This is a genomic window from Microvirga sp. P4_A5, from assembly GCF_056402495.1.
In genome coordinates this window covers 1-25,810 of sequence record NZ_JBFUHH010000022.1, presented here as the reverse complement: position 1 = coordinate 25,810, position 25,810 = coordinate 1, and the positions used below count along the sequence as shown (strand labels likewise).

Annotated in this window: 28 protein-coding genes; 16 read left to right on the top strand and 12 right to left on the bottom strand. The window is 63.4% G+C overall.

Annotation, left to right across the window (positions count from 1 at the left end; genetic code table 11):
* Position 1: 1 nt before the first annotated feature.
* Complete coding sequence (locus AC1DVM_RS08680; RefSeq protein ID WP_477253732.1) at positions 2–553, bottom strand: cytochrome b; 552 nt, start codon at positions 551–553, stop codon at positions 2–4.
* 287 nt (positions 554–840) lie between these two features.
* Between AC1DVM_RS08680 and AC1DVM_RS08675 the strand changes: the two genes are divergently transcribed.
* On the top strand, positions 841–1,407 hold the full coding sequence (locus tag AC1DVM_RS08675; RefSeq protein ID WP_477253730.1) for a hypothetical protein: 567 nt from the start codon (positions 841–843) through the stop codon (positions 1,405–1,407).
* Here the strand turns inward: AC1DVM_RS08675 and AC1DVM_RS08670 are convergent.
* Both AC1DVM_RS08670 and AC1DVM_RS08665 read right to left on the bottom strand, forming a co-directional pair.
* Positions 1,404–1,817 (bottom strand): putative quinol monooxygenase, encoded by a 414-nt coding sequence (locus tag AC1DVM_RS08670; protein WP_477253729.1) that lies wholly within the window; start codon positions 1,815–1,817, stop codon positions 1,404–1,406. The genes AC1DVM_RS08675 and AC1DVM_RS08670 overlap by 4 nt on opposite strands.
* Positions 1,818–1,962: 145 nt before the next feature.
* Entirely contained in the window at positions 1,963–2,634 is a 672-nt protein-coding gene (locus AC1DVM_RS08665) for a carbonic anhydrase (protein WP_477253727.1), read from the bottom strand.
* Positions 2,635–2,834: 200 nt separating this feature from the next.
* Here AC1DVM_RS08665 and AC1DVM_RS08660 point away from each other — a divergent pair, with 200 nt between their 5' ends.
* Entirely contained in the window at positions 2,835–3,017 is a 183-nt protein-coding gene (locus AC1DVM_RS08660; protein WP_477253725.1) for a hypothetical protein, read from the top strand.
* Positions 3,018–3,028: 11 nt separating this feature from the next.
* On the opposite strand, the gene AC1DVM_RS08655 is transcribed toward AC1DVM_RS08660, so the two are convergent.
* Positions 3,029–3,550 (bottom strand): DUF6790 family protein, encoded by a 522-nt coding sequence (locus AC1DVM_RS08655; protein WP_477253724.1) that lies wholly within the window; start codon positions 3,548–3,550, stop codon positions 3,029–3,031.
* Positions 3,551–3,831: 281 nt separating this feature from the next.
* Between AC1DVM_RS08655 and AC1DVM_RS08650 the strand changes: the two genes are divergently transcribed.
* Positions 3,832–3,987, top strand: coding sequence for a DUF1127 domain-containing protein (locus tag AC1DVM_RS08650; RefSeq protein WP_477253722.1), 156 nt, complete (start codon positions 3,832–3,834; stop codon positions 3,985–3,987).
* 65 nt (positions 3,988–4,052) lie between these two features.
* Here the strand turns inward: AC1DVM_RS08650 and AC1DVM_RS08645 are convergent, their stop codons facing one another.
* The gene (locus AC1DVM_RS08645) at positions 4,053–4,811 is read right to left on the bottom strand and encodes an SDR family oxidoreductase (protein ID WP_477253720.1); all 759 of its coding nucleotides are present in this window, start codon (positions 4,809–4,811) and stop codon (positions 4,053–4,055) included.
* Positions 4,812–4,909: 98 nt separating this feature from the next.
* Here AC1DVM_RS08645 and trmFO point away from each other — a divergent pair, with 98 nt between their 5' ends.
* Entirely contained in the window at positions 4,910–6,328 is a 1,419-nt protein-coding gene (gene trmFO, locus AC1DVM_RS08640; protein WP_477253718.1) for a methylenetetrahydrofolate--tRNA-(uracil(54)-C(5))-methyltransferase (FADH(2)-oxidizing) TrmFO, read from the top strand.
* A 75-nt stretch (positions 6,329–6,403) separates the two neighbouring features.
* On the top strand, positions 6,404–7,033 hold the full coding sequence (locus AC1DVM_RS08635; protein WP_477253716.1) for a hypothetical protein: 630 nt from the start codon (positions 6,404–6,406) through the stop codon (positions 7,031–7,033).
* A 4-nt stretch (positions 7,034–7,037) separates the two neighbouring features.
* Here the strand turns inward: AC1DVM_RS08635 and AC1DVM_RS08630 are convergent, their stop codons facing one another.
* Positions 7,038–7,448: an NADH:ubiquinone oxidoreductase subunit NDUFA12 gene (locus AC1DVM_RS08630; RefSeq protein WP_477253714.1), complete on the bottom strand. Its 411-nt coding sequence runs from the start codon at positions 7,446–7,448 to the stop codon at positions 7,038–7,040.
* 694 nt (positions 7,449–8,142) lie between these two features.
* Here AC1DVM_RS08630 and AC1DVM_RS08625 point away from each other — a divergent pair.
* Together AC1DVM_RS08625 and AC1DVM_RS08620 are read left to right on the top strand one after the other, a co-directional pair.
* On the top strand, positions 8,143–11,817 hold the full coding sequence (locus tag AC1DVM_RS08625; RefSeq protein ID WP_477253713.1) for a vitamin B12-dependent ribonucleotide reductase: 3,675 nt from the start codon (positions 8,143–8,145) through the stop codon (positions 11,815–11,817).
* A 120-nt stretch (positions 11,818–11,937) separates the two neighbouring features.
* Positions 11,938–12,399, top strand: coding sequence for a hypothetical protein (locus tag AC1DVM_RS08620; protein ID WP_477253712.1), 462 nt, complete (start codon positions 11,938–11,940; stop codon positions 12,397–12,399).
* Positions 12,400–12,560: 161 nt separating this feature from the next.
* On the opposite strand, the gene AC1DVM_RS08615 is transcribed toward AC1DVM_RS08620, so the two are convergent.
* The 3 genes from AC1DVM_RS08615 to AC1DVM_RS08605 all read right to left on the bottom strand — a co-directional run bounded on the left by AC1DVM_RS08615 (position 12,561) and on the right by AC1DVM_RS08605 (position 14,441).
* Positions 12,561–12,854 carry a GIY-YIG nuclease family protein gene (locus AC1DVM_RS08615; RefSeq protein ID WP_477253780.1) on the bottom strand — a complete coding sequence of 98 codons (294 nt, stop codon included), beginning with the start codon at positions 12,852–12,854 and terminating at the stop codon, positions 12,561–12,563.
* A 428-nt stretch (positions 12,855–13,282) separates the two neighbouring features.
* Positions 13,283–13,690, bottom strand: coding sequence for a hypothetical protein (locus tag AC1DVM_RS08610; protein ID WP_477253711.1), 408 nt, complete (start codon positions 13,688–13,690; stop codon positions 13,283–13,285).
* Positions 13,691–13,874: 184 nt separating this feature from the next.
* The gene (locus AC1DVM_RS08605; RefSeq protein ID WP_477253710.1) at positions 13,875–14,441 is read right to left on the bottom strand and encodes an NADPH-dependent FMN reductase; all 567 of its coding nucleotides are present in this window, start codon (positions 14,439–14,441) and stop codon (positions 13,875–13,877) included.
* Between the two features lie 284 nt (positions 14,442–14,725).
* On the opposite strand from AC1DVM_RS08605, the gene AC1DVM_RS08600 reads away from it, so the two are divergent.
* Entirely contained in the window at positions 14,726–15,373 is a 648-nt protein-coding gene (locus AC1DVM_RS08600) for a nucleoside deaminase (RefSeq protein WP_477253709.1), read from the top strand.
* A gap of 129 nt (positions 15,374–15,502) precedes the next feature.
* Here the strand turns inward: AC1DVM_RS08600 and AC1DVM_RS08595 are convergent, their stop codons facing one another.
* Together AC1DVM_RS08595 and AC1DVM_RS08590 are read right to left on the bottom strand one after the other, a co-directional pair.
* A complete protein-coding gene (locus tag AC1DVM_RS08595; protein WP_477253708.1) occupies positions 15,503–16,819 on the bottom strand; it encodes an adenylate/guanylate cyclase domain-containing protein in 1,317 nt (438 codons plus the stop codon).
* Between the two features lie 137 nt (positions 16,820–16,956).
* Entirely contained in the window at positions 16,957–17,892 is a 936-nt protein-coding gene (locus tag AC1DVM_RS08590) for a trypsin-like serine peptidase (RefSeq protein WP_477253706.1), read from the bottom strand.
* A 285-nt stretch (positions 17,893–18,177) separates the two neighbouring features.
* On the opposite strand from AC1DVM_RS08590, the gene ccoN reads away from it, so the two are divergent.
* The 8 genes from ccoN to ccoS are packed head-to-tail and all read left to right on the top strand — an operon-like array spanning position 18,178 to position 25,083.
* On the top strand, positions 18,178–19,830 hold the full coding sequence (gene ccoN / locus AC1DVM_RS08585; protein ID WP_477253705.1) for a cytochrome-c oxidase, cbb3-type subunit I: 1,653 nt from the start codon (positions 18,178–18,180) through the stop codon (positions 19,828–19,830).
* 4 nt (positions 19,831–19,834) lie between these two features.
* Positions 19,835–20,566 (top strand): cytochrome-c oxidase, cbb3-type subunit II, encoded by a 732-nt coding sequence (ccoO, locus tag AC1DVM_RS08580; RefSeq protein ID WP_477253704.1) that lies wholly within the window; start codon positions 19,835–19,837, stop codon positions 20,564–20,566.
* Positions 20,567–20,571: 5 nt separating this feature from the next.
* The gene (locus AC1DVM_RS08575) at positions 20,572–20,742 is read left to right on the top strand and encodes a cbb3-type cytochrome c oxidase subunit 3 (protein ID WP_477253703.1); all 171 of its coding nucleotides are present in this window, start codon (positions 20,572–20,574) and stop codon (positions 20,740–20,742) included.
* Positions 20,733–21,614, top strand: a complete 882-nt coding sequence (gene ccoP, locus AC1DVM_RS08570) for a cytochrome-c oxidase, cbb3-type subunit III (RefSeq protein WP_477253701.1) — start codon at positions 20,733–20,735, stop codon at positions 21,612–21,614. The genes AC1DVM_RS08575 and ccoP overlap by 10 nt, the downstream gene beginning before the upstream one ends.
* Entirely contained in the window at positions 21,611–21,820 is a 210-nt protein-coding gene (locus tag AC1DVM_RS08565; RefSeq protein WP_477253700.1) for a hypothetical protein, read from the top strand. The genes ccoP and AC1DVM_RS08565 overlap by 4 nt, the downstream gene beginning before the upstream one ends.
* 31 nt (positions 21,821–21,851) lie before the next feature.
* A complete protein-coding gene (locus AC1DVM_RS08560) occupies positions 21,852–22,637 on the top strand; it encodes a DUF2189 domain-containing protein (RefSeq protein ID WP_477253699.1) in 786 nt (261 codons plus the stop codon).
* A 17-nt stretch (positions 22,638–22,654) separates the two neighbouring features.
* Complete coding sequence (locus tag AC1DVM_RS08555; protein ID WP_477253698.1) at positions 22,655–24,919, top strand: cation-translocating P-type ATPase; 2,265 nt, start codon at positions 22,655–22,657, stop codon at positions 24,917–24,919.
* Positions 24,916–25,083 (top strand): cbb3-type cytochrome oxidase assembly protein CcoS, encoded by a 168-nt coding sequence (gene ccoS, locus AC1DVM_RS08550; protein WP_477253696.1) that lies wholly within the window; start codon positions 24,916–24,918, stop codon positions 25,081–25,083. The genes AC1DVM_RS08555 and ccoS overlap by 4 nt, the downstream gene beginning before the upstream one ends.
* Before the next feature lie 36 nt (positions 25,084–25,119).
* On the opposite strand, the gene AC1DVM_RS08545 is transcribed toward ccoS, so the two are convergent.
* On the bottom strand, positions 25,120–25,810 hold a 691-nt coding region (locus AC1DVM_RS08545), incomplete at its 5' end, for an NnrS family protein (RefSeq protein ID WP_477253694.1).

Here is a 25,810-nt window from a genome sequence, read left to right as displayed (position 1 = left end):
TTCAGCCAGCCGGTCGCCCGTCGCGCGGCGGCATCATTCTTTGCAGCACGCCGTCGTGCCAGAGATAATGATGCGCGAGCGCGGCGCCGGCGTGCACGAGCGCCAGGATCATCGTGAGGTTGGCCGCGAGTTCATGCCATTCCGTAAGGTCCCGCCGGAGGGCCGGGTCGCCAATCTGCGGCAGCGACCACACGCCGAACAAGCTCATGCCCCGAACGAAGGCGTTCGCAATTCCGAGCGTTACCGCGGCGACGAGCAGCGCGTAGAGCAGAACATGGGTCGCCGTCGCCGCGAGCCCGACAATCCCCACATCGGCAGGCGGAATTCGCTGGCCTCGCCCAAGCCGCCAGATGAGCCGCGCGATCAGGACGAAACCCAGAAGAAAACCGAACACCACGTGGAGCGACCATTCCGCGTTGCGGACGGGCCCGCGCGGAAAAAAGTCGGCGGTCTGACCGGTCACCCATAGGAACACGACCAGGATCGCCGTTGCCCAATGTAGGCGGATGGTCATGGGGTCATAGCGGGTCGGAATTTGCGCGCTCAGGGTCATGTCGGGTGCGTCCTGCGATCCGCCAAGGTTACACCCGAAAGCGCCAGAATAACGGCAAAGCTTGATGTGGAAGCGCATCCGGCGGGCCCCTCCGAACGGGCTGCGTCGATATCGCGCAAGTGTCTGGAAACAAAAGAAAACCCCTCATTTCCAACCGAAACAGTATCAAGCCGCACCAACGTCCTGATAAATATTAATATAATATCATTGCATTTCCCTATCGAATGCGAAGACTTGGTTGGCGTTGTTTTCTCGACGCGTCTTGTTTTAGTCATTGGAGAACAGAAATGTCTGTCAAAAAGTTAGCCGGTAAAGTCGTATTTGCCGAATATTCTGTGTCCTACGAAGAAGGTTTCATCTTCAAGGGCGACGCCACGGGCAATCGCATAGTCGGCTCTTCGCGGAGCGATCTCATGAAGGGCGGCGCGGGCGATGACCAGCTCTCCGGAGGATCCGGCAACGATATTCTCGTCGGCGGCTACGGCAACAACGTCCTCAGCGGCGGATCGGGTAAGGACATGTTCGTGCTCGGCGGCGGCGTCGATCGCATCACCGATTTCAGCCACCGCGCCGGTGATAAGATCTTGCTGAACGCCTATCTTTTCGAGGCGGCCGATATCGTTCCCGCGCATGGATTTGTGCCGGATGGGTTGGCCCGGGGCCGCGGCGGCCTCGACGCGTCGAACTTCGTCCTCGGCAGCGAGGCGACCGCGGCCAACCATCACTTCCTTTACGACCAGTCGACCGGCTCCCTGTCGTACGATGCGGACGGCAACGGCGCGGCAGCGGCTGTGCAGATCGCGCAATTCAAGGTCGGCACGGCGATCGGCGCAAGCGACTTCCTGATCTTCTAGGATCCGGTCGAACAGATCTCACCGGCCGCCATCGCGGGCCGGTGAGATCGTCCCGCGGGCAAGGGGAGCGACCCGTCGATCCGCATCGGATACCAAGTCTGGATCGCCTGCGTTTCCACCAGAAGCTCCGGGAGCCGGTCCCAGTAGGCCTGACGATAATCCCGACGGATCTGCTCGTTGACCACATCATCCAGGTCAGACCAGGTTTCGTAGAGCATGAACCGCGAAGCATCCTGCGCATCGCGATGAAGGACGGCGTTGATGAAGGTCGCCTCATGGCGCATCGCATCGAGGACGTCGCTGAGAAGCGCGTGGAATTCATCCGCATGCTGGGGTTTCACCCGAAAGGTGATGACGAAGGTCACAGGCGCGCTGCCGGCGCCGTTCAAGTCGTTGTTCGCGATATCCATCTGTTGTCTCCCGTGCGGAACCGGGAGTGACCATGGAGACAAGTCGGCACGCGCGCCATTACCTCGCACGTCAAGATCTCGAAGCCCCGCAATCGATTGAAGGACGAGGAGTGATCAGCACCGTGACTCGGCCACCAGGCCGGCCTTAGGTGCAGCGGATCATCGCCAGCGGATCGGGTTCTCCACCGGCCACTGGTTCGAAACGGCCGGTCACGGGATCGCGGACCAGCAGCCGTCCACTGGCGACGCCGAAATAGGCGCCGTGAAGTTGCAGCTTTCCGCGTTCCACCAGAATCCGTACGCAAGGGAACGTCATGAGGTTCTTCAGGCTGAGCTCCACGGAGGCGAATTCGAGGCGGCGCAGATAGGCCTCGCCGTCATCCTTCGCGCGTGCTCCCAGGCTTTCGGCCGCCGGAGCAATCTGCGACATCCATTTGCCGATGAAATCGCCCGGCGACAGCGGCTTGCGGTCGTCCGCGAACGCCCCGATCCCGCCGCAATAGGCGTGCCCCAGAATCACGATATGCTTGACCCGCAGGGCCTGCACGCCGAACTCCAGCGCGGCGCTGGTGCCGTGTTGGGAATCGCGGTCGGGCTCATAGGGCGGCACGAGATTGGCAACGTTGCGCACCACCAGCAATTCGCCCGGCGCCGCATCGAAAATCACTTCCGGCGAAACCCGCGAGTCGACACAGCCGACGACCATGATTTCGGGCTTTTGCCCCTTATCGGCCAAGGCCTCATAGCGTAGGCGCTCGCTGGCGAAACGACCCTGCAGGAAGGCGCGGTAGCCTCCGGTCAGCCTCTCGGGAAACATGGGTTCTCACCCTCTTCGATTTGGTCTGCGATCGCCGCCCGATTGCCGCGATGGTTACGCCGCCATAGCAGACTTTTCAAACCTGCACCAACAGGCACCGGCCCGTGCGCTCGAACACGCGGCTGCGGCCATCACGACCCTATTTGAGCGATCAAGGTCCGGCGGATGGGCCGAAAGCTGCCATTTTCGAAGGGGTGTCGATGGATCTCGCAATTTACGCTTCTGACGCGCGGGCGTTCACGCTCGATCGCAGCACCATGGAGGATCTTCGGAATGCCGTGCGCCACGTGCGCGCGCAGACGCCGCGTAGCTATCTGGCCGATCTGGCGGAACGCAAACTCTCGGCCCTCGCGAGCGAGCAAGGTCTCTCAACGGCCGATTGAGCCCACGCCCCTTATCGCGCGTAAGCGGTCTCCCTCGAAGTCTGGCGGCAGAGCCAAAAGAGCGCCAGGCCGAAGATCGGCAGCAGGATGTCGGTATAGAAGATCACCCCGGCATTGCCGGGGGCGTAATTATGGGCCTCGACCATCTGCATCCCGTGGCCGATGGCTGCCCCCCACAAGAAGCAGGCCGGCCCGACCAGCGCAGCGAGCCTCACCTCCGGCCCGCCCCTGAACGCCAGGAAGCCGACGACCGAGAAGCCGAGGCTCGCAAAGCCCACCTCCTTCTGGAACGGGCTCGTCTGCCACCCGATGAAGGATGCGGCGATCTCCGAGAAGAAGACGTGCATGATGAAATTGTAGAGGAAGCTCACGCCGATCGAGAAGAAGAGAAACCAGGAAAGCAGCGCTTCGACGATGGCGGCGCGATCCCAGGGGCGCGGGCGGCGTGCGAGGAGCGACAGGGCGACCGCGAGGCCAATGACGAACAGCGTGAGCGTGAAATTGCTGAAAATCAGCGTGATGGCCTGTTGCATGGTTTCCCCAAGGATAGCGCGATCCGGCCGAAAGAATGCCGCGTGTGAGGGCGCCACACAATGCGAAACAGGATCAACGTCCTAGGTCGTCTTGGTTAACGGGCCATGCGCCTGCTGGGACGCTGGTTAACCCCTCCTTAGGCTGCCATGCGACTAAAGCATAACAGCCCTACAATATCACCACTCCCTTTCCGGCTGACCCACCCCTATATGCTGCATTGCACACACGCAAGAACAAACGGCTGCCGGTCTACCGGGCCGGCTAACTGAAGGAGCCTCTCATGTTCGTGACCTACATTCTGTCTAAAGTCCGCAACTATATGCGTTATCGCGACACTGTCCGTGAGCTGTCGCAGCTCACCGACCGCGAGCTCGACGATCTTGGTATTTCCCGCTTCCAGATCGAAAGCGTCGCTCGCGAGCACGCAGTCGCCTAATAATTGTTGCATCGCAACATAAACTCGCGCCCGCCTCTGGCGGGCGTTTCCTTTTCGGGTCCTCTTCAGCGACCTCCGGATACCGGCAGGTTGGCGCCGGTGATGTAGGCGGCCGCGTCCGACATCAGGAACAGGACCGCTTCCGCCACCTCACCCGGCTCGCCGACACGATTGAGCGGGATCTTTGACCGGAGGCGTTCCACCCGCCCCGCGTCGCCGGTGCTCCGCTCGTGGATATCCGTCCGCGTGATGCCGGGCGAAACGGCATTCACCCGCACGCCGTCGGATGCGAGCTCCTGGGCGAGACCCACGGTCAGCGCGTCGACGGCTCCCTTGGAAGCGGCGTACCAGACATACTCGCCCGCGCTGCCGAGGCGCGCGGCAATCGACGAGATGTTGACGATGGAACCGCCAAGGCCGCCATGGCGGCGCGAGAGGCGGCGCGAGGCCTCGCGGGCGACGAAGATCGCTCCCAGCACGTTGATATCGATGGTGGTCTCGATCGTGGCCGCATCCGCCTCGTCGAGGCGGCTCGACTTGCCGGTGATGCCCGCATTGTTGACCACGTGCGAGAGCGGCCCGAGGGCCGCTTGCGCCTCGTCGAAGATACGCACCACATCGCCCTCGATGGACACGTCGCCCGCGCAGATCGCCACCGCTGCTCCGGACGCCCGACAGGTGGCGGCGACGCGCTCGGCCTCCTCGCGCTCGGTCCGGTAGTTGATCGCCAAGTCGTAGCCACGGGTCGCCGCGAGCTGCGCCAAAGCAGCGCCTATGCCCCGGCTGGCTCCTGTAATAAGCACGACCGGTCGTTTGAGAGACATATGAGACGCCTTCGCCAAGGAATGGGCAAGGAATAGGAATGCCTCAACTTGACCCGCGCCGTTCCGAGGGTCAACAAAGCGCGCTCGCGAGGGATACGATGAACACACTTGAACCCATCCATGTCATTGGCGGCGGCCTTGCCGGCTCCGAGGCGGCCTGGCAGATCGCTCAGGCCGGCGTTCCGGTGATCCTCCACGAAATGCGCCCCGTTCGCGGCACCGACGCTCACAAGACCGAAGGGCTAGCCGAGCTCGTCTGCTCCAACTCGTTCCGCTCGGACGACGCGACCGCCAACGCGGTCGGGCTCCTGCACCAGGAAATGCGAACGCTGGGCTCCCTCATCATGGCCAAGGGCGACGCGCATCAGGTTCCCGCCGGCGGCGCGCTCGCGGTCGACCGCGACGGGTTTTCGAGCGCCGTCACCGCCGCTCTCGAAGCGCATCCGCTCGTCACCATCGAACGGGGCGAAATCGCCGGCCTCCCGCCGGAGGAATGGAGTTCGGTCATCATTGCGACTGGCCCCCTCACCTCGCCGGCGCTAGCCCAAGCCATCCTGTCGCTGACAGGCGAGAAGGAGCTGGCCTTCTTCGATGCGATCGCGCCGATCGTGTACCGCGAATCCATCAACATGGACRTGGCGTGGTTCCAATCGCGCTACGATAAGGTCGGGCCGGGCGGTAACGGCAAGGACTACATCAACTGCCCCATGAACAAGGAGCAGTATGAAGCGTTCATCGATGCGCTCATTTCCGGCGACAAGACCGACTTCAAGGAATGGGAAGCCTCGACGCCCTATTTCGACGGCTGCCTTCCCATCGAGGTGATGGCGGAACGCGGCCGGGAGACGCTGCGGCATGGCCCGATGAAGCCGGTCGGCCTGACCAACCCCAACGATCCCATGGTCAAGGCCCACGCCATCGTGCAGCTGCGGCAGGACAATGCGCTCGGCACGCTCTTCAACATGGTGGGTTTTCAGACCAAGCTGAAATACGGCGATCAGGCGCGCGTGCTGCGGATGATTCCGGGGCTCGAGAATGCCGAGTTCGCAAGGCTCGGCGGGCTGCATCGCAACACCTACCTCAACTCGCCCAAGCTGATCGACCAGACCCTTCGCCTGAAGGCCATGCCCCGCCTGCGTTTCGCCGGGCAGATCACCGGCTGCGAAGGCTATGTGGAGAGCGCTGCCATCGGCCTCATGACCGGCCGCATGGCCGCCGCCGAGCGCCTCGGGTGCCCCGTGGAACCGCTGCCCGGGACGACCGCCCTGGGCGCGCTCATCAACCACATCACGGGCGGGCACATCGAGACCATCGACGAGGGTCCGCGCTCCTTCCAGCCGATGAACGTCAATTTCGGGCTGTTTCCCCCGCTGGAGATCGCGCCCAAAGCGGAAGACGGGAAGCGTCTGCGCGGGCCGGCGAAGACCCTAGCCAAGAAGAACGCCCTCACGGATCGCGCCCGCGCGGATCTCGGGAGGTGGCTCTCCGACGCGCAGATGCCGGCCGCCGCCGAGTAAATCTCCCCTGTGCATAGCGGGCGCAATCCCGCCTCACGAGGTGACAGCGGGCTCCCGCTTCGCGATCATCGGCGGATGATCACGGCGTCTCCTCCGACCGACCAGGCCCGCCTGGCGCTAGGCTTTCTCGGCGAAGCCGAGACGGTGGCGCTGGGCGCATCCGGGATTGTCGTCCCCTGCCCGCAGGCGACCCTGGTCTCGCCCGGGGTGATCCTCGGTCCGGGTGTGGTTCTCTGGCCGGGCGTCATTCTCCAGATCGTGGGCGAGGGTCGGATCGCGATCGGCGACGGCGCGATTCTCTATCCCGGCACGCGAATCGTGGCGGAGGGCGGCCAGATCCGCATCGGCGCGCGGAGCGAGATCGGCGAGGAAGGCGGGTTTACCATCAAGGCCGGCCCGGACGGCATCGCCATCGGCGAGAATGTCAGGCTGCTGGGAGGCGGCTCACTGAGCCTCGGCAACAACATCGGCGACGGCGCGCAGATCAACGGCCCCATCCGCTGCCAGAACTGTATTCTCGGCGCGGGAGGCTCCTATCGCCATCCTGTGGCGGACGAGAGGGGGGCGGTGCTGAAAGGCAGCGGCGTCGCGCGGGGCATCACCCTCGCGCAAGGGCTGGTGATCCAGGCCTTCGGCTTGTTCGCCGACGCGGCCGTGCGCCAGCAATCATTCTTCCATCCGAACGAGCGGTCGCCGGCGGGCTGACTGCCTATTCCTTCGGGCTCCACGGAACGTAGTCGCCGGTGGCCGCGGGGCGCTGGCCCGTGCCGAGTTGCGATCCCGGCGGATGATAGGCGTGGGGCGTGCCGGTCATGTTGGGCAGATGGCCCTTTTCCCACTCGCGCGGGCGGTACTCTTCCTCGCTCGGCGGCACGCTCGCATTGTGGGAGAGCCAGGCCCGCCATCCCGGAGGGACCTTGGAGGCGTCCGCCACGCCGTTATAGATGACCCAGCGGCGCTCAGTTCCGACCGAACGATCGATCAGCGGACCCTCCGCCCGGTAATAGCGGTTGCCCAGCTCATCCTGTCCCACCGGGTTGCCGAAGCGCCAAGTGTAGAATCGGGTGCCGAGGGTTTCGCCGTTCCACCAGGTGAAGAACTGAAGCCAGAACTGTTTCATTGCTGCCGCCGAAGGGGGGTTCGAATTCGCGCGGAATATGGCTTCGCGGGCGCTGGAAGTCCAGCCTTCAAGCCGTTCCGCCGAAACGCCCCGATTCTCGCATCGGGGGCCGAGACGACGCTTCTGAGTCGCGCTCGCCCGCCGCTCCCCTAATCGCTTGATTTTCTGTCGATCGCGCGCCCCGCGCCGCACCTGTCGAAAAATGACGCCACGTCAACGGCAGAAAAAAATTTTGACCCATTTCGTCGGCTCAAGACCGGTTGCTAAGCCGGCTCAAGACCGTTTGCGCGACGGGAATGACAAGATTCCCGAAGGAGAATCCGAGGGTTAGCAAATCATCCACAGGCTCTCCACATTTTTAACCCATAGACACTATATCTAGTTTCCAGCGACCACCCCGACCACAAGTTCTTGACGGAGGGCGGATGACGGGACTAGGTTTTGACAGTGCCGATCCAAGACCGGCGGCCGGCTCGAAACAGCCGGAAGTACATCCCGACAGGTATTGCGTCTCAGCCGCGCGGCAGGTTCCCGCCGCGGGTCGAATGTTGCCGCGGGGTGAGGTCGAAACTTGGACGTGGATGCGTGTGGCGGACCTAAAATGGGCCGCGGAGGCGTTTAACAATTTTTGGGCTGGGGAGCCACGTTCGACGTGGCCAGGGGACCTTTGTCTCCGATCAATGGGATTTGACTGATGCGGATCGAGCGGCGCTATACGAAATCGGGGCAATCGCCCTACTCCTCCCTGGCCTTCCGTCTCGCCACGAGCGAGATTCGCAACCCGGACGGCTCGGTCGTCTTCAAGCTTGACGATATCGAGGTTCCGGACAGCTGGAGCCAGGTGGCGTCCGACGTGCTGGCGCAGAAGTACTTCCGCAAGGCCGGCGTGCCCGCGCGCCTGAAACGAGTCGAAGAGAACGACGTCCCCTCCTGGCTCTGGCGCTCGACCGCCGACGAGGCGGCTCTTTCCGAGCTCCCCGAGGACCAGCGCACCGGCTCCGAGATCTCCTCCAAGCAGGTCTTCGATCGCCTGGCCGGCTGCTGGACCTATTGGGGCTGGAAGGGCGGCTATTTCTCGTCCGAGGACGACGCCCAGGCGTTCTACGACGAACTGCGCTTCATGCTGGCGAACCAGATGGTGGCGCCGAACTCGCCGCAATGGTTCAACACCGGCCTGCACTGGGCCTACGGCATCGATGGTCCGAGCCAGGGCCATTATTACGTGGACCACAAGACCGGCAAGCTCACCAAGTCCAAATCCTCCTACGAGCATCCGCAGCCGCATGCCTGTTTCATCCAGGGCGTCGAGGACGACCTGGTGAACGAGGGCGGCATCATGGATCTGTGGGTGCGTGAGGCGCGCCTGTTCAAATACGGCTCCGGCACCGGCTCCAACTTCTCCAAGCTGCGCGGCGAAGGCGAAAAGCTCTCCGGCGGCGGCCGCTCCTCCGGCCTGATGTCGTTCCTCAAGATCGGCGACCGCGCCGCCGGCGCCATCAAGTCGGGCGGCACCACGCGTCGCGCCGCCAAGATGGTGGTGGTCGATGTGGATCACCCGGATATCGAGGCCTATATCGACTGGAAGGTGAAGGAAGAGCAGAAAGTCGCGGCGCTCGTCACCGGCTCCAAGCTCGGCAACAAGCACCTCAAGGCGATCATGCGCGCCTGCGTGAATTGCGAGGCCGATGACGATGCCTGCTTCGACCCGGAAAAGAACCCGGCGTTGAAGAAGGAGATCAAAATGGCGCGCCGCGTCATGATCCCCGACAACTACATCAAGCGCGTCATCCAGTTCGCCAAGCAGGGCTACACGGATATCGACTTCCCGATCTACGACACCGATTGGGATTCGGACGCCTATCTCACCGTGTCGGGCCAGAACTCCAACAACTCGGTCTCGCTCACCGACGACTTTCTCCGCGCAGTGGAAGCTGATGCCGATTGGCACCTGAAGGCCCGCAAGGACGGCAAGACCATCAAGACCTTGAAGGCCCGCGACCTGTGGGAGCAGATCGGTCACGCCGCATGGGCGTCCGCCGATCCGGGCCTGCACTACAACACCACCATGAACGACTGGCACACCTGCCCGGCGGGCGGCCGCATCCGCGCGTCCAATCCGTGCTCGGAATACATGTTCCTGGACGACACCGCGTGCAATCTGGCCTCCGCCAACCTGCTGCAATTCTACGATCGCGCCAGCAAGACGTTCGAAGTCGAGTCGTTCGAGCATGCCTGCCGCCTCTGGACGGTGGTGCTTGAAATCTCCGTGATGATGGCGCAGTTCCCCTCGAAGGAAATCGCCGAACTCTCCTATGAATACCGCACGCTCGGTCTGGGCTACGCCAATATCGGCGGCCTGCTCATGACCATGGGCCTCGGCTACGATTCGGATGCCGGCCGCGCGCTCGGCGGCGCGCTCACCGCCATCATGACCGGCGTGTCCTATGCGACCTCCGCCGAGATGGCGGGCGAACTCGGGCCGTTCCCCAACTATTCGAAGAACGCCAAGCACATGCTGCGCGTCATCCGCAACCATCGCCGCGCGGCGCATGGCGTGTCGGAGGGCTACGAGTCCTTAAGCAACAACCCGGTGCCGCTCGATCACGCATCTTGCCCCGAAGCGAAGCTCGTGCAGCACGCCAGGCAGGCCTGGGATCTTGCCCTCGAACTCGGCGAGAAGCACGGCTACCGCAACGCGCAGGCCACCGTCATCGCGCCCACCGGCACGATCGGCCTCGTGATGGATTGCGATACCACCGGTATCGAGCCCGATTTCGCATTGGTGAAGTTCAAGAAGCTCGCCGGCGGCGGTTATTGGAAGATCATCAACCGCGCCGTGCCTGATGCGCTTCGCACGCTGGGCTACAGCGAGGCGGAGATCGCAGAGATCGAGGTCTATGCCCTCGGCCACGGCACCATGGGCCAGGCGCCTGCGATCAATCCCGGATCGCTCGCCGCCAAGGGCTTCACGCAGGACAAGATCGACGCGATCGAGAAGGGTCTCAAGAGCGCCTTCGACATCAAGTTCGTGTTCAACAAATGGACGCTCGGCGAAGACTTTCTCACCGGTGCGCTGAAAGTGCCGGCGGAAAAGCTCAACGATCCGTCCTTCGAGATCCTGCCCTATCTCGGCTTCTCGAAGGCCGATATCGAGGCCGCCAACATCCACGTTTGCGGCGCGATGACGCTCGAGGGCGCACCGCATCTCAAGCCCGAGCATTACTCGGTGTTCGACTGCGCCAATCCGTGCGGCCGCATCGGCAAGCGTTATCTCTCGGTCGACAGCCACATCCGCATGATGGCGGCGGCTCAGCCCTTCATCTCGGGGGCGATCTCCAAGACCATCAACATGCCGAACGACGCGACGGTGGAGGATTGCAAGAGCGCCTACATGCTCTCGTGGCGTCTTGCGCTGAAAGCCAACGCGCTCTACCGCGACGGCTCGAAGCTGTCGCAGCCGCTGAACTCCGCGCTCATCGCCGATGAGGACGAGGATGCGGACGACGCGGTGGAAGCGCTCGTCGCCATGCCGGCGGCGGCGAAAGCAGCCCACCTCACCGAGAAGGTGGTGGAGCGCATCGTCGAGCGCGTGGTCGCCATCCGCGACCGCGAAAAGATGCCGGATCGCCGCAAGGGCTACACGCAGAAAGCCGTCGTCGGCGGCCACAAGGTCTATGTGCGCACCGGCGAATACGATGACGGCCGCATCGGCGAGATCTTCATCGACATGCACAAGGAAGGCGCCGCCTTCCGCGCGATGATGAACAACTTCGCCATCGCGATCTCGCTCGGCCTGCAATATGGCGTGCCGCTGGAAGAATACGTGGAGGCCTTCACCTTCACGCGTTTCGAACCCGCGGGCTTCGTGCAGGGCAACGAGCGCATCAAGAGCGCCACCTCGATCCTCGATTACGTTTTCCGCGAACTCGCGGTCTCGTATCTCGGCCGCAACGACCTCGCCCATGTGGACCCGTCGGAATCCGGCCCCACCACCATCGGCCAGGGCGAAGCCCAATCGAAGGCGCCGGAGACCTCCTCCGCCTCGTCCTACATCTCCAAGGGCTTCACCCGCGGCACCTCCGACCGCCTGATGCTCATCTCCGGCGGCGCCGGCCGCCCCACCGGCGGCCTGACGATGGGCGCAACGGCGCTGAAGGAAGAGCCGGAGCATGTGGGCGAAGCGGAGATCGCCAAACTCGGCTTCGCCGCGCCGTCCGCCGCGCAGGTGACGACGGCCGATCGCCGCCTGGAAGCGAAGATGAAGGGCTATGTAGGGGAAGCTTGCCCGGAATGCGCGAACTTCACGCTCGTGCGGAACGGGACGTGTTTGAAGTGTGACACGTGTGGAAGCACGACGGGGTGTTCGTAGTTCTGTTCGAGGGAGCGCACGTCTATTGGGCGCTCCCTCGCTCTCACGGCAGTGCCCGATGCGAAAAAACTCTGCGGAAGTTCCTCAAAAGCTAACTAAATTGATATTGCAGAAGCCGAGTTGAAGACTGCGATTCGCCTCTTTTTTGAAGATACCCATCCAGTCCCAATTTACACTCTCGCAGCGGCAGCTCGTGAAATCCTAACAACAATTGGTGGTCGCACAGGAGTAAGAACGGTCCTGCACAATTTTGCAGATCGCAAAGGAATTAGTCTTCAAGACGCTGAAAAAGATATTCGCCGCTTCGTCAATTTTTTTAAACACGCGAACCGTGATCCGGCGGCTGTTTTAGAAAATTTTTCAGACCTAGGTAATGATATCCTTCTATGGATAGCAAGTCATGACTTTGGTCGTGTCGCGGGCGGAATGCCTATCGAAGCTCAAGTATTTGAAGCTTGGTTTTATGCAATAACTGTTAAACGCGTGAGCGACGGTGGGCTAAAATGGCAACGCATTGTAAAGCGTTGCATTCAACTCTTCCCAGGAATTCGCAGCAGTCGAGGACCGAGCAAAAGCGCATAGGTCTAGGTGTTTTAAATTCAGCCGTTACTAACCCAGAGCTGCATATGGATATCAAACGAACAGTTGAGCTGCAGGGTTGAAACACCAAAAGGTGAAGCAAAGGCGTGGGTGCCCGGGTCAAGCCCGGGCATGACGGCGGTGGGGGTGGGGGCCGGGAGCGCTYACTGGTTCAGCGTCTCGTAGAGATCRTCCCAGTCGGGATTCATGCCGTGGATGAGGCGGACTTTCCATGCGCGCGGCCAGTGCTTCATGTTGCGCTCGCGTTGGATCGCGTGGCGGATGTCGTCGAACCATTCGTAATAAACGAGCCGCGTGAGCCCGTAGGTTTTCGTGAAGCCTTCGAGGAGCGCTTCGCGGTGCTGCCACGCACGATGGGACAGGCTGCTGGTGACGCCGAGATACAGCGTGCCGTTGCGCCTGTTTGACATGATGTAAACCCAGCCGCCCTTTCGCATTTACGAATGTTACTGAGTTCCATCGCCACCCACCACCGTCATGGCCGGGCTCGACCCGGCCACCCACGGCTTTCTTGTGGCGAGCGGGTGTAAGGCGTGGGTACGCGGGTCAGGCCCGCGCATGACGCAGGGGTTAGCTCGTTGGAAAAGCTCCCCCCGATCACACCCACAATCGTCATGGCCGGGCTCGACCCGGCCACCCGCGGCTTTCTTGCGCGGCGTGGGTTAAGGCGTGGGTACGCGGGACGAGCCCGCGCATGACGAAGGGGGGAGCTCCCCCGTCATGGCCGGGCTYGACYCGGCCACCCACGKCTTTCTTGCGGCGCGCSGGTTAAGACGTGGGTACGCGRGACAAGCCCGCGCATGACGRCGGTGGTCGCGTGGCATCTAAAGAGCGCAACCCTCCTCCCCGTGGCCGCGAGAGCCCGCTAGCGCGCGCACTCCACCGGCATCCGTGTGTTGGTCCCTGCGATCAGGACGGTGCGGCACGGCACGCCGTTGATGATCTGGACCTCGTTCGGAGCGGCGTGAGGAAAGACCGAACCGGGGGTGCCGGTCAGCGGTGCTCCGGTCATCGGCTGCACGACGATGCTTCCGGTGACGCCCGGATCGAACGTGCCGGTGGCGACCGGTCCGGCGCATTCCACCGGCACCCGGGTGCCCTGGACGAGGACGGTGCGGCACGGCACGCCGTTGAACATCTGCACCTCGTTCGGGGCCGCGAGGGGGAATACCGAGCCGGGCGTGCCCTGAATGGGATTGGGCTGCGCCTGCGCGGCCGCGATGCCGCCGACGGACATCAGCCCGGCGCCGACCAGAATGGCGAAGGTTTTCATCACAAGCCTCCTCTCCGCAGACGGGAGAGCCGACATGCCCGGGCGCTGCGGGGCCGCCCCTGGCAGCACGCACTCCATCGAACGCACCGACGCCGGACGCCAGCACCCGCCGCCTGCCGATCGGCGCTGGGATCATGACCATCCGGCGATCCCCCATCATTGACTTTGCTCAACGCCGGATCGCTCAGGATTTCCCGTTTCGCGATTGCGCGGCGGCTACAAATCCGGCGACGAACTTTCGCAGCTGCTCTTCGGCCTTCGGATCGGCGAGCGTCCCGTCCGGGTTGAACGCGCTTTGCGCGCGCGACACCAGCATCCGTCCCTCCGACCACAGTTCCGCGCCCAGGGTCCGCAGCACCGGCAGCCAGGCGTTCTGGCTGAGGATGGTGCCGAAGCCGCCGGGCGACGCGCCCATCAAAGCCACCGGCTTCCCGCCGAAGACGCGCTTGATGTCGGCGGGCGGGCGCGACAGCCAGTCGATGGCGTTCTTGAACACGCCGGGAATCGAATTGTTGTATTCGGGCGTCACCAGAAGGAGGCCGTCGGAGGCGGCGATCGCGTCCTTGAGAATGGTCACCGCATCGGGGATCCCGTCGGCGGTCTCGCGGTCACCGTCATATAGCGGAATATCGCGGATCGACCCGACGCTCAGCTGTGACCCTTCCGGCATCACCGCGACGGCAGCGCGCAGGAGCGCCGTGTTGAACGAGCCCTGGCGCAGGCTTCCCGACAATCCGATCAGATGTGTCACGTGGTACCTCGCTCCGTCCCTGTCATTGCCGAGGAAACACGAAGAGGGCCGTGCGGGTCAATGGCGTTCGGAGCCGGCGCCGGCGACGCTTTTGCGCATTGGCCCCCTCCTCACAGACAAGATCAGTAAAGACGACGGGGCACCCAACGCACCAACGGCCGTAACGTAATGATAAGAATTTTGACGGATTTCCGGAATTTACTACTAAAGAAATCTGTTTTTTTGCTGGGCCATGCTATTTTTCTCCCACCGCAGGATCATTTGGCTTCGGCCCGGGAGAGATTATGAGTTCGTCTGGTAACATCACATCAGCGCTCGATGCGCTATTTTCATCGACGCGGGTCATCGAGCGACGTGACTTCCTGGCCGGAGGCGCAGCGGTTCTAGGCGCGGCGCTGGTCGGCGGGTGTGCCTCGTCTGCGCACGCGCAAGCGGCAGCAACGGCCCCGGCGCTTACACCCGATCAGAACCGCGAGTTCATGAGCCAGGCGATCAAGCTGATGCGGCAAGCCGGCGTGATCGACAAGACCGGCGGACCCTTCGGCGCTGTTATTGTCCGTGACGGACAAGTGCTTGCCGCGAGCGGCAACAGTGTTCTTCGCGACAACGACCCCTCGGCGCACGCTGAAGTGAACGCCATCAGGATGGCCTGCAAGAAGGTCGGGGCCCCCAACATCAAGGGCGCCACCATGTTCACGAGCTGTGAATGCTGCCCGATGTGCTATGCAACGGCTTATTGGGCCCGCGTCGACCGGATTTATTACGCAGCCGCATGGACCGATTACGCGGATCTGTTCGACGATTCCAACATCAGCGAAGACATGAAGCGGCCTTACGCCGACCGCACGGTCAAGATTAGCCAGATGATGCAGGAAGACGCTCAAAAAGTTTGGCAGGAATATCGCGATCTGCCGACCAAGACACGCTACTGAGCGGATAATCCAGATATCAGTCCTGATGCGGATCAGGGCTGATATCGGCCGCCTTCGGAAACTGCCAATCGGAATAGCGAGCTCCGTCAGCATCGCGTGTATAGGCAGCGCCCCGTGTCGGCCACCCCTTCACTTCACGGGCGCCGCCTCGTAGAGAATCATGCTCTCGCTGAGACCTTTCAGCATGTGCGCGCCCCTGTCCTCGAACCGCAGGTTCGATCCTGCCACGAGATCGCGGACGGTGCGGGATACCAGGACCTTCCCGCTCTCGGCCAGCGCTGCGATCCGGGCCGCGATATTGACCGCGATGCCGCCGATATCCTCGCCCTTGATCTCGACTTCACCGGTGTGAACGCCGCAGCGGATCTCGAGCCCGAGCGCGGGCATGGCCTCGACGATCTCAGCCGCGCATCGCACGGCGCGGGCCGGGCCGTCGAAAGTCGCGAGAAACCCGTCGCCGAGGGTCTTGATCTCGCGCCCGCGGAACCGGTCGATCTCGCGCCTGACGACTTCGTCGTGAGCGGCCAGGAGAGCGCGCCAGCGGTGGTCCCCGATTTCGGCGGCGCGGCGGGTGGAATCGACGAGGTCGGTGAACAATACCGTTGCCAGCACCCGGTCCGGCTCGGTCTCGCCGCGGGTGCCGGTGAGGAATTCTTCGATTTCATCGGCCGGCCGATCGACATCGCCCGCCCACATCACATGATCGATGCCGGGCAATTCGACGTATCGGGCTCCCGGTATGTGCGCCGCCAGATAGCGGCCGCCCTCCACGTTCACCCGCGTGTCCCCCGATCGATGAAGGACGAGCGTCGGAACGCGGATGGCCGGAAGAATGTGGCGGACGTCGATCTGGCTGTTCATGCGCATCAGCATGATCACCGCCGAAGGGCTGGCGCCCAGCCGCTCGAAGCGGGCCCACCATTGCCGGAAGCGCTCGTCCGCGACCTTGCTCGGCGCGAAGGCGCTGAGGCTCGCACCGGTCCCCCAGGAGGCATCGATCTTGGCCAGGAAGTTTTCGAACCGGTCCGGCGACAGCACCYAGGTGTGGAAATGGGCATAGGCGCCATAGAGAATGAGGGCCTGAATCCGCTCGGGGTAGGTCGCGGCGAACAGCATGCTCATCGCGCCCCCTTCGGAGATCCCGAGCAAAGCCGCCCGGGAGCTTCCGACCGCATCCATGACGGCCCGCACATCGTCCATCCGCTCTTCCAGCGTGGGCAAGGTCCCGAGCCGGTCCGACAGACCGGTTCCGCGCTTGTCGAACAGGATGAGGCGGCTGAACGCGCTCAGGCGAGACAGGAAATGGACCAGCGTGGGCTCGTCCCAATAATGGTCGAGGTTCGAGATGAATCCGGGCACGAAAACCAGATCCAGCGGTCCCTTGCCGACGACCTGATAGGCTATGCGGAGATCGCCACTCTTGGCGTAATGCGTCTCGACCACCATGGGAGATCCGCCAATTCGAACTAATGTTCAGTTCCGCGCTGGCCCGCCCGACCTTCCTCCGTCCGGCAGGCAACCGAACGGTCCGCCTCCCCCGCGACCGTGTCAACCGGGATCGGCCAAGGGCCGGGCCTTGATCGTCAGGGAAGCGTCGCACGGGCCTCTATGACGAGGTCGGTCAGATCCTGGCCGCCGGCGATGAAGTTGTAATCGTAGATCCCACTGCCGGCGGCGCTGACCACGCCGACCACGCGCCTGTCTCCCGCGAACCTTGCAAAAACCGGGCTGCCGGACATGCCGGGGACGAAATCCCCGGTGCCGGTGAAAAGCGTCCGTCCGCCCCCCAGGTCGAAATCGTCCTCGTCGAGAGAGAAATCCGTCTGGAAAGTGGGATTGTTGCCGGCGCCCTTGTCGGGCGCATAGGCGATGTTGGACCAGATTGTCACGTCGTCGTCCCAGCTCGAATCGTAGGTTTGAGCCCCCAGGAACCCGAGGGTGTCGCCGAGGCGGGCGTTGAGAACGAGGACGCAGTAATCGCTGTCGGAATTGTCGTAGTCCACATCGCCGATCTCTTCATAGGCGAACCCGTCCGTCACCCCCGCCGATGCAAAGGACACGCCGTTGCGGACAAAGGACACGGAGGCCGACTTAAGCCCCCAATCGATGACATGGCTCGCGGTCAGCACATGACGTGCGCCGATGAGAACGCCGGAGCCTCCGCGCGTCCCCGAAGCGACCTTGCATACACAGCGCCACGGATAGGTGATATCCGTGTAGTTGCGGCGGCCGTCCGGATCGAAGATGCCGGAGAGCGGCTTCAGATCGTGCTTTCCGAGGCGGACCCGCGCTTCAGGCGATTCGGGCATCAGTTCCGGGCGGTCGCTCGTCTCGGCGGCGTGTGGGGGGAGCCAACCGGGCGCATCGCGCCCCGCGCCGCGGGGGCGCCCGCGTTCCACGGTGCGGACGGCAAACCTCTCCGGCTCGCGCGCCGCCTCCATCATCGCCGCGAAAATCCGGCCGGCCTCTCCGGAATCGGCAGGTTTGCCATGGTCAACCCGATCACCCGATTTGCCCATAGACCTCTCCCCTGGCGGCCCGCCGCGGCACGAGACCGGCGGATGGTGCGTGGGCCAGTTTGTCCGGAGGGCGTCGAGGGCGCCATCTACGAGTTCGGGCTAACGCTTTCGGCGGATGAGCGCCCTCCGCCGAGGAGGCAAACCGCCGCACATTCCGCAAGGCCGCCCGGACAATCCCGCGGTTCGCCCGCCCCCCTTTGACAAGACCGCATTGATCCTAATCAATGCGATTATGCCGAGGGCCTGCATAAGGACCCCTATATTCGAGAAAAAGAGAACGCCACGATGGTCTCGCAGCTGACAAGAAATGAGAGACAACTCGCTCTCACCATTCTGGGCGCCCTCGGCCTCTGCGGCCTTGCGATGGCCGCCATGGGCCGCGACGACCTCATCGGCGGGCACGGCGCGTTCATTCTCCTTGCCAGCCTCGGGCTGGGTTTTCTCGTGATCTCTAGCTTCTATGACCCCGAGCCCAGCCCGGAACGCCTCGCGCATTACTACGACGATCCGAGCAAGGTCGGGATCATCCTGTCGATGATCTGGGCGGTGTTCGGCCTCTTCGTCGGAGATTGGGTCGCGTGGCTGCTGGTCTATCCCGATATGACATTCGACGGCGGCTGGGCGAGCTTCGGCCGGCTGCGCCCCATCCACACCACTGCGGTCATCTTCGGCTTCGGCGGGAACGCGCTCATCGCGACGTCCTTCCACGTCCTGCAGCGCACCACGCGCGCCCGGCTTCCAGACCAGCTCAGCCCCTGGTTCGTCCTGCTCGGCTACAACCTGTTCTGCCTTCTGGCGGTGAGCGGTTATTCGATGGGGTTGACCCAGTCGAAGGAATACGCGGAACCGGAATGGTATGCGGATATCTGGCTGGTGATCGTGTGGGTGACGTATTTCGCCATCTACATCCGCACCCTGATGCGCCGCAAGGAGCCGCATATCTACGTCGCCAACTGGTATTACATGGCGTTCATCCTGGTCGTGGCGGTGCTGCACATCGTCAACAACATGGCGGTGCCGGTCTCGCTCGCTCACGCCAAGAGCTATTCGCTCTTCTCCGGCGTGCAGGATGCGATGACCCAGTGGTGGTACGGCCATAACGCGGTGGCGTTCTTCCTGACCGCCGGCTTCCTCGGCATGATGTATTATTATCTGCCCAAGAAGGCGGGGCGGCCGATCTACTCGTACCGGATGTCCATCATCAGCTTCTGGGGCATCACCTTCATGTATATGTGGGCGGGCTCCCACCACCTGCACTACACGGCGCTGCCGCAATGGGTGCAGACCCTGGGCGTCACGTTCTCGGTGATGCTGCTCGTTCCCTCGTGGGCCTCCGCGGGGAACGCGCTGCTGACGCTCAACGGCGCATGGCACAAGGTGCGCGATGACGCATCGCTGCGCTTCATGATGGTGGCGGCGATCTTCTACGGACTGTCCACCTTTGAGGGGTCGTTCATGGCGATCCGGCCGGTGAACGCCCTGTCCCACTACACCGATTGGACGGTCGGCCACGTCCATGCCGGCGCCCTCGGATGGGTCGCGCTCATCACGTTCGGGTCGTTTTATTCGGTCGTGCCCTGGCTTTGGAAACGCGAGACGATGTATTCGGCGAGGCTCGTCGAGGTGCATTTCTGGCTCGCCCTGTCCGGCACCATCGTCTACGTCTTCGCCATGTGGAATTCGGGCATCATCCAGGGGCTGATGTGGCGGACCTACAACGACAGCGGCACGCTCGCCTATTCGTTCGTCGATTCCCTCGTCGCGATGCGCCCCTACTACATCGCACGCGCCATCGGCGGCCTGCTCTTCCTCATCGGCGCGGCCGTCGGTCTGTACAACATCTGGATGACCGCGCGCGGAGCCGTGGAGACGAGCCCCTCGGAATCGGATCGCCCGGTCACCGTGCCCGTCGCGGCTCGCGTCGAGGCAGGAGAGTAAGAGGATGTTCGGCCTCCATTACAAGCTTGAACGCAACACGGTTGGATTTGCGCTTGCGATCATCCTCGTTGCCGGCATCGGCGGCTTCGTGGAAATCGCTCCGCTCTTCACGGTCCACGAGACGGTCGAGGATGCGCCCAACATGCGGGTCTACACCCCGCTGGAACTGTCCGGCCGCAACATCTACATCCGCGAAGGTTGCTATGCGTGCCACTCGCAGATGATCCGCACCCTGCGCGACGAGGTGGAGCGCTACGGCCCCTATTCGTTGGCGGTGGAGTCGAAATACGACCACCCGATGCTGTGGGGCTCGAAGCGAACCGGTCCCGATATCGCGCGCCTCGGCGGCAAGTATTCGGATCAATGGCACGTGGCGCATCTGAACAATCCGCGCGATGTCGTGCCGGAATCGATCATGCCCTCCTATCGCTATCTCGGGCGCGCCGAGTTGAAGGCTGACGACCTCGGCCTGCATCTCAAGGCCCAGCGCGCCGTCGGCGTCCCCTACACGGATGAAATGATCGCCAACGCCACGGCCGATACCTTGGGCCAGGCAATGCCCGACACCCCGTTCTCGACCGGTGTGACCGCGCGCTACGGCGACAAAACCACGATCCGCGACTTCGACGGCGTCCCAGGGCGGGTGACCGAGATGGATGCGCTCGTCGCCTACCTGCAGATCCTTGGAAAGCTTACAGACGCGGCCTACCCGCCTGTCGCGAAAGCGGGGAACTAGCCATCATGGATATCGACCACAACACCACCATCGTGATCGCGAAGTCTTTCGGGCTCTTCTACCTCATCGCGCTGTCGATCGGCGTCTTGATCTATGTGTATTGGCCGTCGAACAGAAAGCGTTTCGACAAGGCCGCCGAGAACGTCATTCATGACGAGGATACGCCATGGCAGTAGGCGAACGCGACCCTCATACCGGTCATATGACGACCGGGCATGAATGGAACGGGATTACCGAGCTGAATACGCCGGTGCCGCGTCCGGTCTATTTCTTTCTCATCGCCACTTTCGCGTTCGCGCTCATTTACTGGGTGCTGATGCCGGCATGGCCCCTCTGGTCCACCTACACCAAGGGTTTGCTCGGCTCGAGCGACCGAACGAACGTTACGCAGAGCCTGCAGCAGGCCTCGGTCGCGCGAGAGGTCTGGACCAAGAAGATCGAGTCCGGCGATTACGCCGCGATCCAGGCCGATCCCGCGCTGATGCAATCCGTTCGCGAATCCGGCCGCACATTGTTCACCGACAATTGCGCGGTCTGCCATGGCGGCAAGGCGACCGGCGGCCCGGGTTATCCGCAACTCACCGGCGCATCGTGGATCTGGGGCGGAACGCCCGAGACGGTGGCCGAAACGCTCCGCGTCGGCATCAATTCGGGACATGCCGAGGCTCGCACGTCCCAGATGCTCGCCTTTGGCCGCGACCAGATGCTGCAGCGCGCGGATGTGGAGAACGTGACGACCTACGTGCAGTCGCTCTCCCAGCCCGCCCTCGCGACGCCGGCCAACGAAAAGGCGCTGGCGGCCGGAAAGGAAGCGTACATCACCAACTGCGTGTCCTGCCACGGCGAGAACGGCAAGGGTAACGCGGAACTCGGCGCGCCCGATCTGACCGACCAGTTCTGGATCTACGGCGGCGACCGGCAATCCATCTTCACGTCCATCTTCAACGGGCGGCAGGGCTTCATGCCGAGTTGGGAAGGCCGACTTTCCCCGCTCGAGCGCAAGATTCTCGCGCTCTATGTCGTCGACCTCGGAGCCTCGCGGAAATGAGCGTCGACGCAACCCAATCCCGATCCAACACCAGACGCATGGTCTGGCTGGGCGTCGTCGCGGGCGTGCTGCTCTTGGTCATGGCCAATGCGCATCTCGTCTACGTTGCCTTCACCTCCGAGCCTGGCTGTGTTCCTCACACGAAACAGATCGGCGTGGAGAATGGCGCTTCCGCATCCTTCAGAGCTGCGAAGTCCGCGTGCTGAACGCGCGATTCGAAGAATAACGAGGCAACGCATGATCAAGATCCCCGAAACCGTCCCGCCGCTGCCCCGGGCCGTGGACCTGAATCGCCATCTGCAACCTGCCGCCGCGTTTGAATGGCTCTCTGCCGGCTGGCGGGATTTCAAGACAGGCTCGGCCATCAGCCTCGCCTATGGCATCGGCGTGTTCCTGATCTCGCTCGCGGTCGTCTACGGTCTGTTCGCGATGGGCTGGGACTACATCCTGTTGCCGGCGCTCGCGGGCTTCATGGTCGTCGGCCCCCTGCTGGCCGTCGGGCTCTACGAGAAGAGCCGCAGGCTTGCCCATGAGGGCTCGGGACGACCGCGCGACACGCTGGCGTCCGAGGCGCGCTCGGGCGGCCAGATCCTCTTCATCGGCGTCATTCTCAGCCTGCTCATGCTGACCTGGATGCGGGCCGCTGTGATCGTCTACGCATTGTTCTTCGGCCTGCGTCCCTTCCCGGGCCTCGACCATATCGCCGCGATGCTCTTCACGACCCCGATCGGTTTGTCGATGCTTGTTGTCGGCAGCGCCATCGGCGGGTTGTTCGCAGCCTTCTCGTTTGCCATCAGCGTGTTCTCGATTCCGATGCTGCTCGACAAGAGGGTCGACGCGTTCACGGCCATGGGCACCAGCATGGCGCTGGTCTGGAACAACCTTCCGGTGATGCTGACCTGGGGCGCCATTGTCCTGGGGCTGTTTCTCCTCTGCCTCGTGACAGGTCTCCTCGGATTGATCGTGGTGTTCCCTGTGCTGGGTCATGCGACCTGGCATGCCTATCGGGCCATCGCACAGTAACAGGAATGGATTGACTCATGAGTTGTTGCACGCTGGGCGCTGGTCAGCCCGCAGAGAGCGACGACCTTGCGCTTGACGAGGAAGTGCGGCTTGCCAGCCGCCTGATCGGCCGCGACACCTATCAAACCGACCTCTCTGTCCCCGATATTCATTGCGGCGCGTGCATCCAGACCATCGAGAAGGCGCTTTCCCGCCTCGAAGGCGTGGAGCAGGCGCGGGTCAACCTGTCGACCAAGCGCGTCTCGATCCGCTGGCGCGACGCGACGCAGCCTCCCGCGCTCATTGAGACCCTGCGAGGTCTCGGCTACAAATGCCATCTCGACGATCCGGATCTCGAGAAGAAAGACGGCACATCGTCCGAATTGCTGCGCGCGCTCGCCGTGTCGGGCTTTGCTTCGAGCAACATCATGCTGCTCTCGGTCTCGATCTGGTCGGGAGCCGATTCCGAGACGCGCGATCTGTTCCATTGGCTCTCGGCATTCATCGCACTTCCCGCCCTCGCCTATTCGGGTCGCGTGTTCTTTCGCTCAGCCTGGGAAAGCCTGAGGCACGGGCGCACCAACATGGACGTGCCGATCTCGATCGGCGTGCTGCTTGCCTTCGGCATGAGCCTCTACGACACCGTGCATCACGGTCATCACGCCTATTTCGACGCGTCGATCTCCCTGTTGTTCTTCCTCCTCATCGGCCGCACGCTCGATCACATGATGCGCGAAAAAGCGCGCGTGGCAGTGAAAGGCCTGGCCCGGCTCTCCGCTCGCGGGGCGCTCGTCGTGCAGGACGACGGCTCGCGACTTTATCTGCCCGTGGCCGAGATCCAACCCGACATGACGATCTGGCTTTCCGCCGGCGAGCGGGTTCCCGTCGATGCGCGCGTGGAAGAGGGCTCTTCTGACATCGATGTGTCGCTCGTGTCGGGTGAAGGCGCCCCTCAGGCGGTATCGACCGGTTCGGTTCTTCAGGCCGGCACCCTCAACCTCACCGGCCCTCTCACCATCACGGCGCTTGCCGCGGCCAAGGATTCGTTTCTCGCCGAAATGGTGAGGCTGATGGAGGCAGCGGAATCCGGTCGCACAGGCTATCGCCGCGTCGCCGACCGGGCCGCTTCACTCTACGCCCCCGTGGTTCATCTTGCGGGATTTCTAAGCTTCGTCGGCTGGATGATCGCGACCGGCGACGTTCATCGCGCCGTCACCATCGCGGTGGCGGTGCTGATCATCACCTGTCCCTGCGCGCTCGGACTCGCGGTTCCGATGGTTCAGGTCGTCGCGGCCCGCCGCCTGTTCGAAAACGGCATCATGGTGAAGGACGGGTCGGCGATGGAGCGTCTCGCGGAAATCGACGCGGTTGTATTCGACAAGACCGGCACCCTGACGTCGGGACACGCCACTCTCGCCAATGGCCATGAAATTGACCCCGGCTACCTCGTCATCGCCGCTGCCATGGCCACCCGCTCGCGCCATCCCTACTCCCGGGCGCTGGCTGCCGCCTGCGACACGCCGGTCTCCATCAGGCGGATCGACGAATTGCCGGGGCTTGGCGTCGAGGCGCTCGTTGGGGACGCGACCTATCGGCTCGGCCGTCGGGAATGGGCCGTGAGCGAGTCCGATCAAGACGCCATTCGTGACAATCTCGGCACGGTGTTGTCGAAAGACGGCGCGCTTCTGGCTGCCTTCAGGTTCGACGACACCCTGAGAGCCGGCGCGCGCGAGGCGGTTGCGTCGCTGAGAGAGCTGGGCCTGCCGATGGAAATCGTATCGGGCGACAGATACGCCGCCGTGGAACGCACCGCGGCGGACCTGCGCATTTCCGATCTGCGCGCAGGCGTGCTGCCCGGCGACAAGACGCGGCGCGTCGCCGAATTGACCCAGGCCGGGCGACGGGTGCTGATGGTCGGCGACGGCCTCAACGATGCGCCGGCGCTTACCGCCGCCCACGCGTCGATGGCGCCGGGGAGTGCCGCCGATATCGGCCGCAATGCCGCCGATTTCGTCTTCCTGCGTGACGGGCTCGAGGCCGTTCCCCTGGCGATCGGCATTTCGCGGCAGGCCCGTCTGCTCGTGCAGCAGAATTTCGGACTGGCGATCGCCTACAACGCGGTGGCGCTGCCGGTGGCCATTCTTGGCTATGTCACGCCGCTGGTCGCGGCCTTCGCCATGTCGCTGTCATCGATCCTTGTCGTGGCGAATGCCCTCCGCCTGAAAGGCGACACGAAGCGGGCGCATGGTTCGCGGCGGAACATCGCCGGGGTCATGACCATCGCGTCGGAGGGAAACGCATGACCGATTATTTCTATCTCATTCCGATCGCCATTGCGCTCGGCGCCATCGCGCTGGCGAGCTTCATGTGGTCGCTCAAGAGCGGTCAATACGACGATCTCGCGGGTGCTGCCGTTCGCATCACCCTCGATGACGACGACGTGCCGCAGAAACCCGACAATCTCTGAACTTTTGCCTTCGCCCTTTGTCGTCGTCCAGCGCTTCTAGCGTCTTGCGCCCGTGGCCCTCGGCCCCGTGAGAATGCTCCAATAGGCCAGCGCGAACCCGACGAACGCCAGAGCCCAGGCAAGACCCGCCACATGGAGCAGCCAACCGCTCCACATCGGCTCGAGCGATGCGCAGATCCGCGCCAGCGCCCCCACGATCACCATCAGGTACAGGACCTGGGTCACGCCGCTCGCAGTCATTGCACGTCCCGTGTGACCGAGGCTGGCGCGGGACATGATGGCGAGCGTCATGAGGCCCATGGCGCCGCCAGTCCAGGCGTGGATGCCGGCACTGGCTGGAATGACCCCCATCGAGGCGAGCCCCACCAGCAGAAAGCCCAGCGGCACGAATGCGTAGGCGGCATGGAGCACCAGGACCAGACGATCGGCGCCCGTTCGGTACCCGGCCCAGCGCGCCAGCCTGCCCGCCTGCAACAAGGCCGCGAGGACCAGCAGGGCGCCGGAAGCAGGCGTCTCGGGAAACGCAATCCACACCAGCAATGCGGCGCCCGCGCCGGCGAGCGCGATCTGGTCGAACATTCCGAACGGCGCTGGCAGGCGTCCGGGATTTTCGCGGACGAGCCAGTTGCGTGTAAAGCTGGGGATCACGCGTCCGCCGATCGTCATGATGAGCATGACGACGGCGGCGACGGCGAGGCGGATGCTGTGATCCGCGCCGCCGAAAGAG

What these genes read in the sequence shown, in the direction of transcription:
- AC1DVM_RS08680 (WP_477253732.1), bottom strand. Translation starts at nt 553, where the DNA reads ATGACCCTGAGCGCGCAAATTCCGACCCGCTATGACCCCATGACCATC.
- AC1DVM_RS08675 (WP_477253730.1), top strand. Translation starts at nt 841, where the DNA reads ATGTCTGTCAAAAAGTTAGCCGGTAAAGTCGTATTTGCCGAATATTCT.
- AC1DVM_RS08670 (WP_477253729.1), bottom strand. Translation starts at nt 1,817, where the DNA reads ATGGATATCGCGAACAACGACTTGAACGGCGCCGGCAGCGCGCCTGTG.
- AC1DVM_RS08665 (WP_477253727.1), bottom strand. Translation starts at nt 2,634, where the DNA reads ATGTTTCCCGAGAGGCTGACCGGAGGCTACCGCGCCTTCCTGCAGGGT.
- AC1DVM_RS08660 (WP_477253725.1), top strand. Translation starts at nt 2,835, where the DNA reads ATGGATCTCGCAATTTACGCTTCTGACGCGCGGGCGTTCACGCTCGAT.
- AC1DVM_RS08655 (WP_477253724.1), bottom strand. Translation starts at nt 3,550, where the DNA reads ATGCAACAGGCCATCACGCTGATTTTCAGCAATTTCACGCTCACGCTG.
- AC1DVM_RS08650 (WP_477253722.1), top strand. Translation starts at nt 3,832, where the DNA reads ATGTTCGTGACCTACATTCTGTCTAAAGTCCGCAACTATATGCGTTAT.
- AC1DVM_RS08645 (WP_477253720.1), bottom strand. Translation starts at nt 4,811, where the DNA reads ATGTCTCTCAAACGACCGGTCGTGCTTATTACAGGAGCCAGCCGGGGC.
- AC1DVM_RS08635 (WP_477253716.1), top strand. Translation starts at nt 6,404, where the DNA reads ATGATCACGGCGTCTCCTCCGACCGACCAGGCCCGCCTGGCGCTAGGC.
- AC1DVM_RS08630 (WP_477253714.1), bottom strand. Translation starts at nt 7,448, where the DNA reads ATGAAACAGTTCTGGCTTCAGTTCTTCACCTGGTGGAACGGCGAAACC.
- AC1DVM_RS08625 (WP_477253713.1), top strand. Translation starts at nt 8,143, where the DNA reads ATGCGGATCGAGCGGCGCTATACGAAATCGGGGCAATCGCCCTACTCC.
- AC1DVM_RS08610 (WP_477253711.1), bottom strand. Translation starts at nt 13,690, where the DNA reads ATGAAAACCTTCGCCATTCTGGTCGGCGCCGGGCTGATGTCCGTCGGC.
- AC1DVM_RS08600 (WP_477253709.1), top strand. Translation starts at nt 14,726, where the DNA reads ATGAGTTCGTCTGGTAACATCACATCAGCGCTCGATGCGCTATTTTCA.
- AC1DVM_RS08590 (WP_477253706.1), bottom strand. Translation starts at nt 17,892, where the DNA reads ATGGGCAAATCGGGTGATCGGGTTGACCATGGCAAACCTGCCGATTCC.
- ccoN (WP_477253705.1), top strand. Translation starts at nt 18,178, where the DNA reads ATGGTCTCGCAGCTGACAAGAAATGAGAGACAACTCGCTCTCACCATT.
- ccoO (WP_477253704.1), top strand. Translation starts at nt 19,835, where the DNA reads ATGTTCGGCCTCCATTACAAGCTTGAACGCAACACGGTTGGATTTGCG.
- AC1DVM_RS08575 (WP_477253703.1), top strand. Translation starts at nt 20,572, where the DNA reads ATGGATATCGACCACAACACCACCATCGTGATCGCGAAGTCTTTCGGG.
- ccoP (WP_477253701.1), top strand. Translation starts at nt 20,733, where the DNA reads ATGGCAGTAGGCGAACGCGACCCTCATACCGGTCATATGACGACCGGG.
- AC1DVM_RS08565 (WP_477253700.1), top strand. Translation starts at nt 21,611, where the DNA reads ATGAGCGTCGACGCAACCCAATCCCGATCCAACACCAGACGCATGGTC.
- AC1DVM_RS08560 (WP_477253699.1), top strand. Translation starts at nt 21,852, where the DNA reads ATGATCAAGATCCCCGAAACCGTCCCGCCGCTGCCCCGGGCCGTGGAC.
- AC1DVM_RS08555 (WP_477253698.1), top strand. Translation starts at nt 22,655, where the DNA reads ATGAGTTGTTGCACGCTGGGCGCTGGTCAGCCCGCAGAGAGCGACGAC.
- ccoS (WP_477253696.1), top strand. Translation starts at nt 24,916, where the DNA reads ATGACCGATTATTTCTATCTCATTCCGATCGCCATTGCGCTCGGCGCC.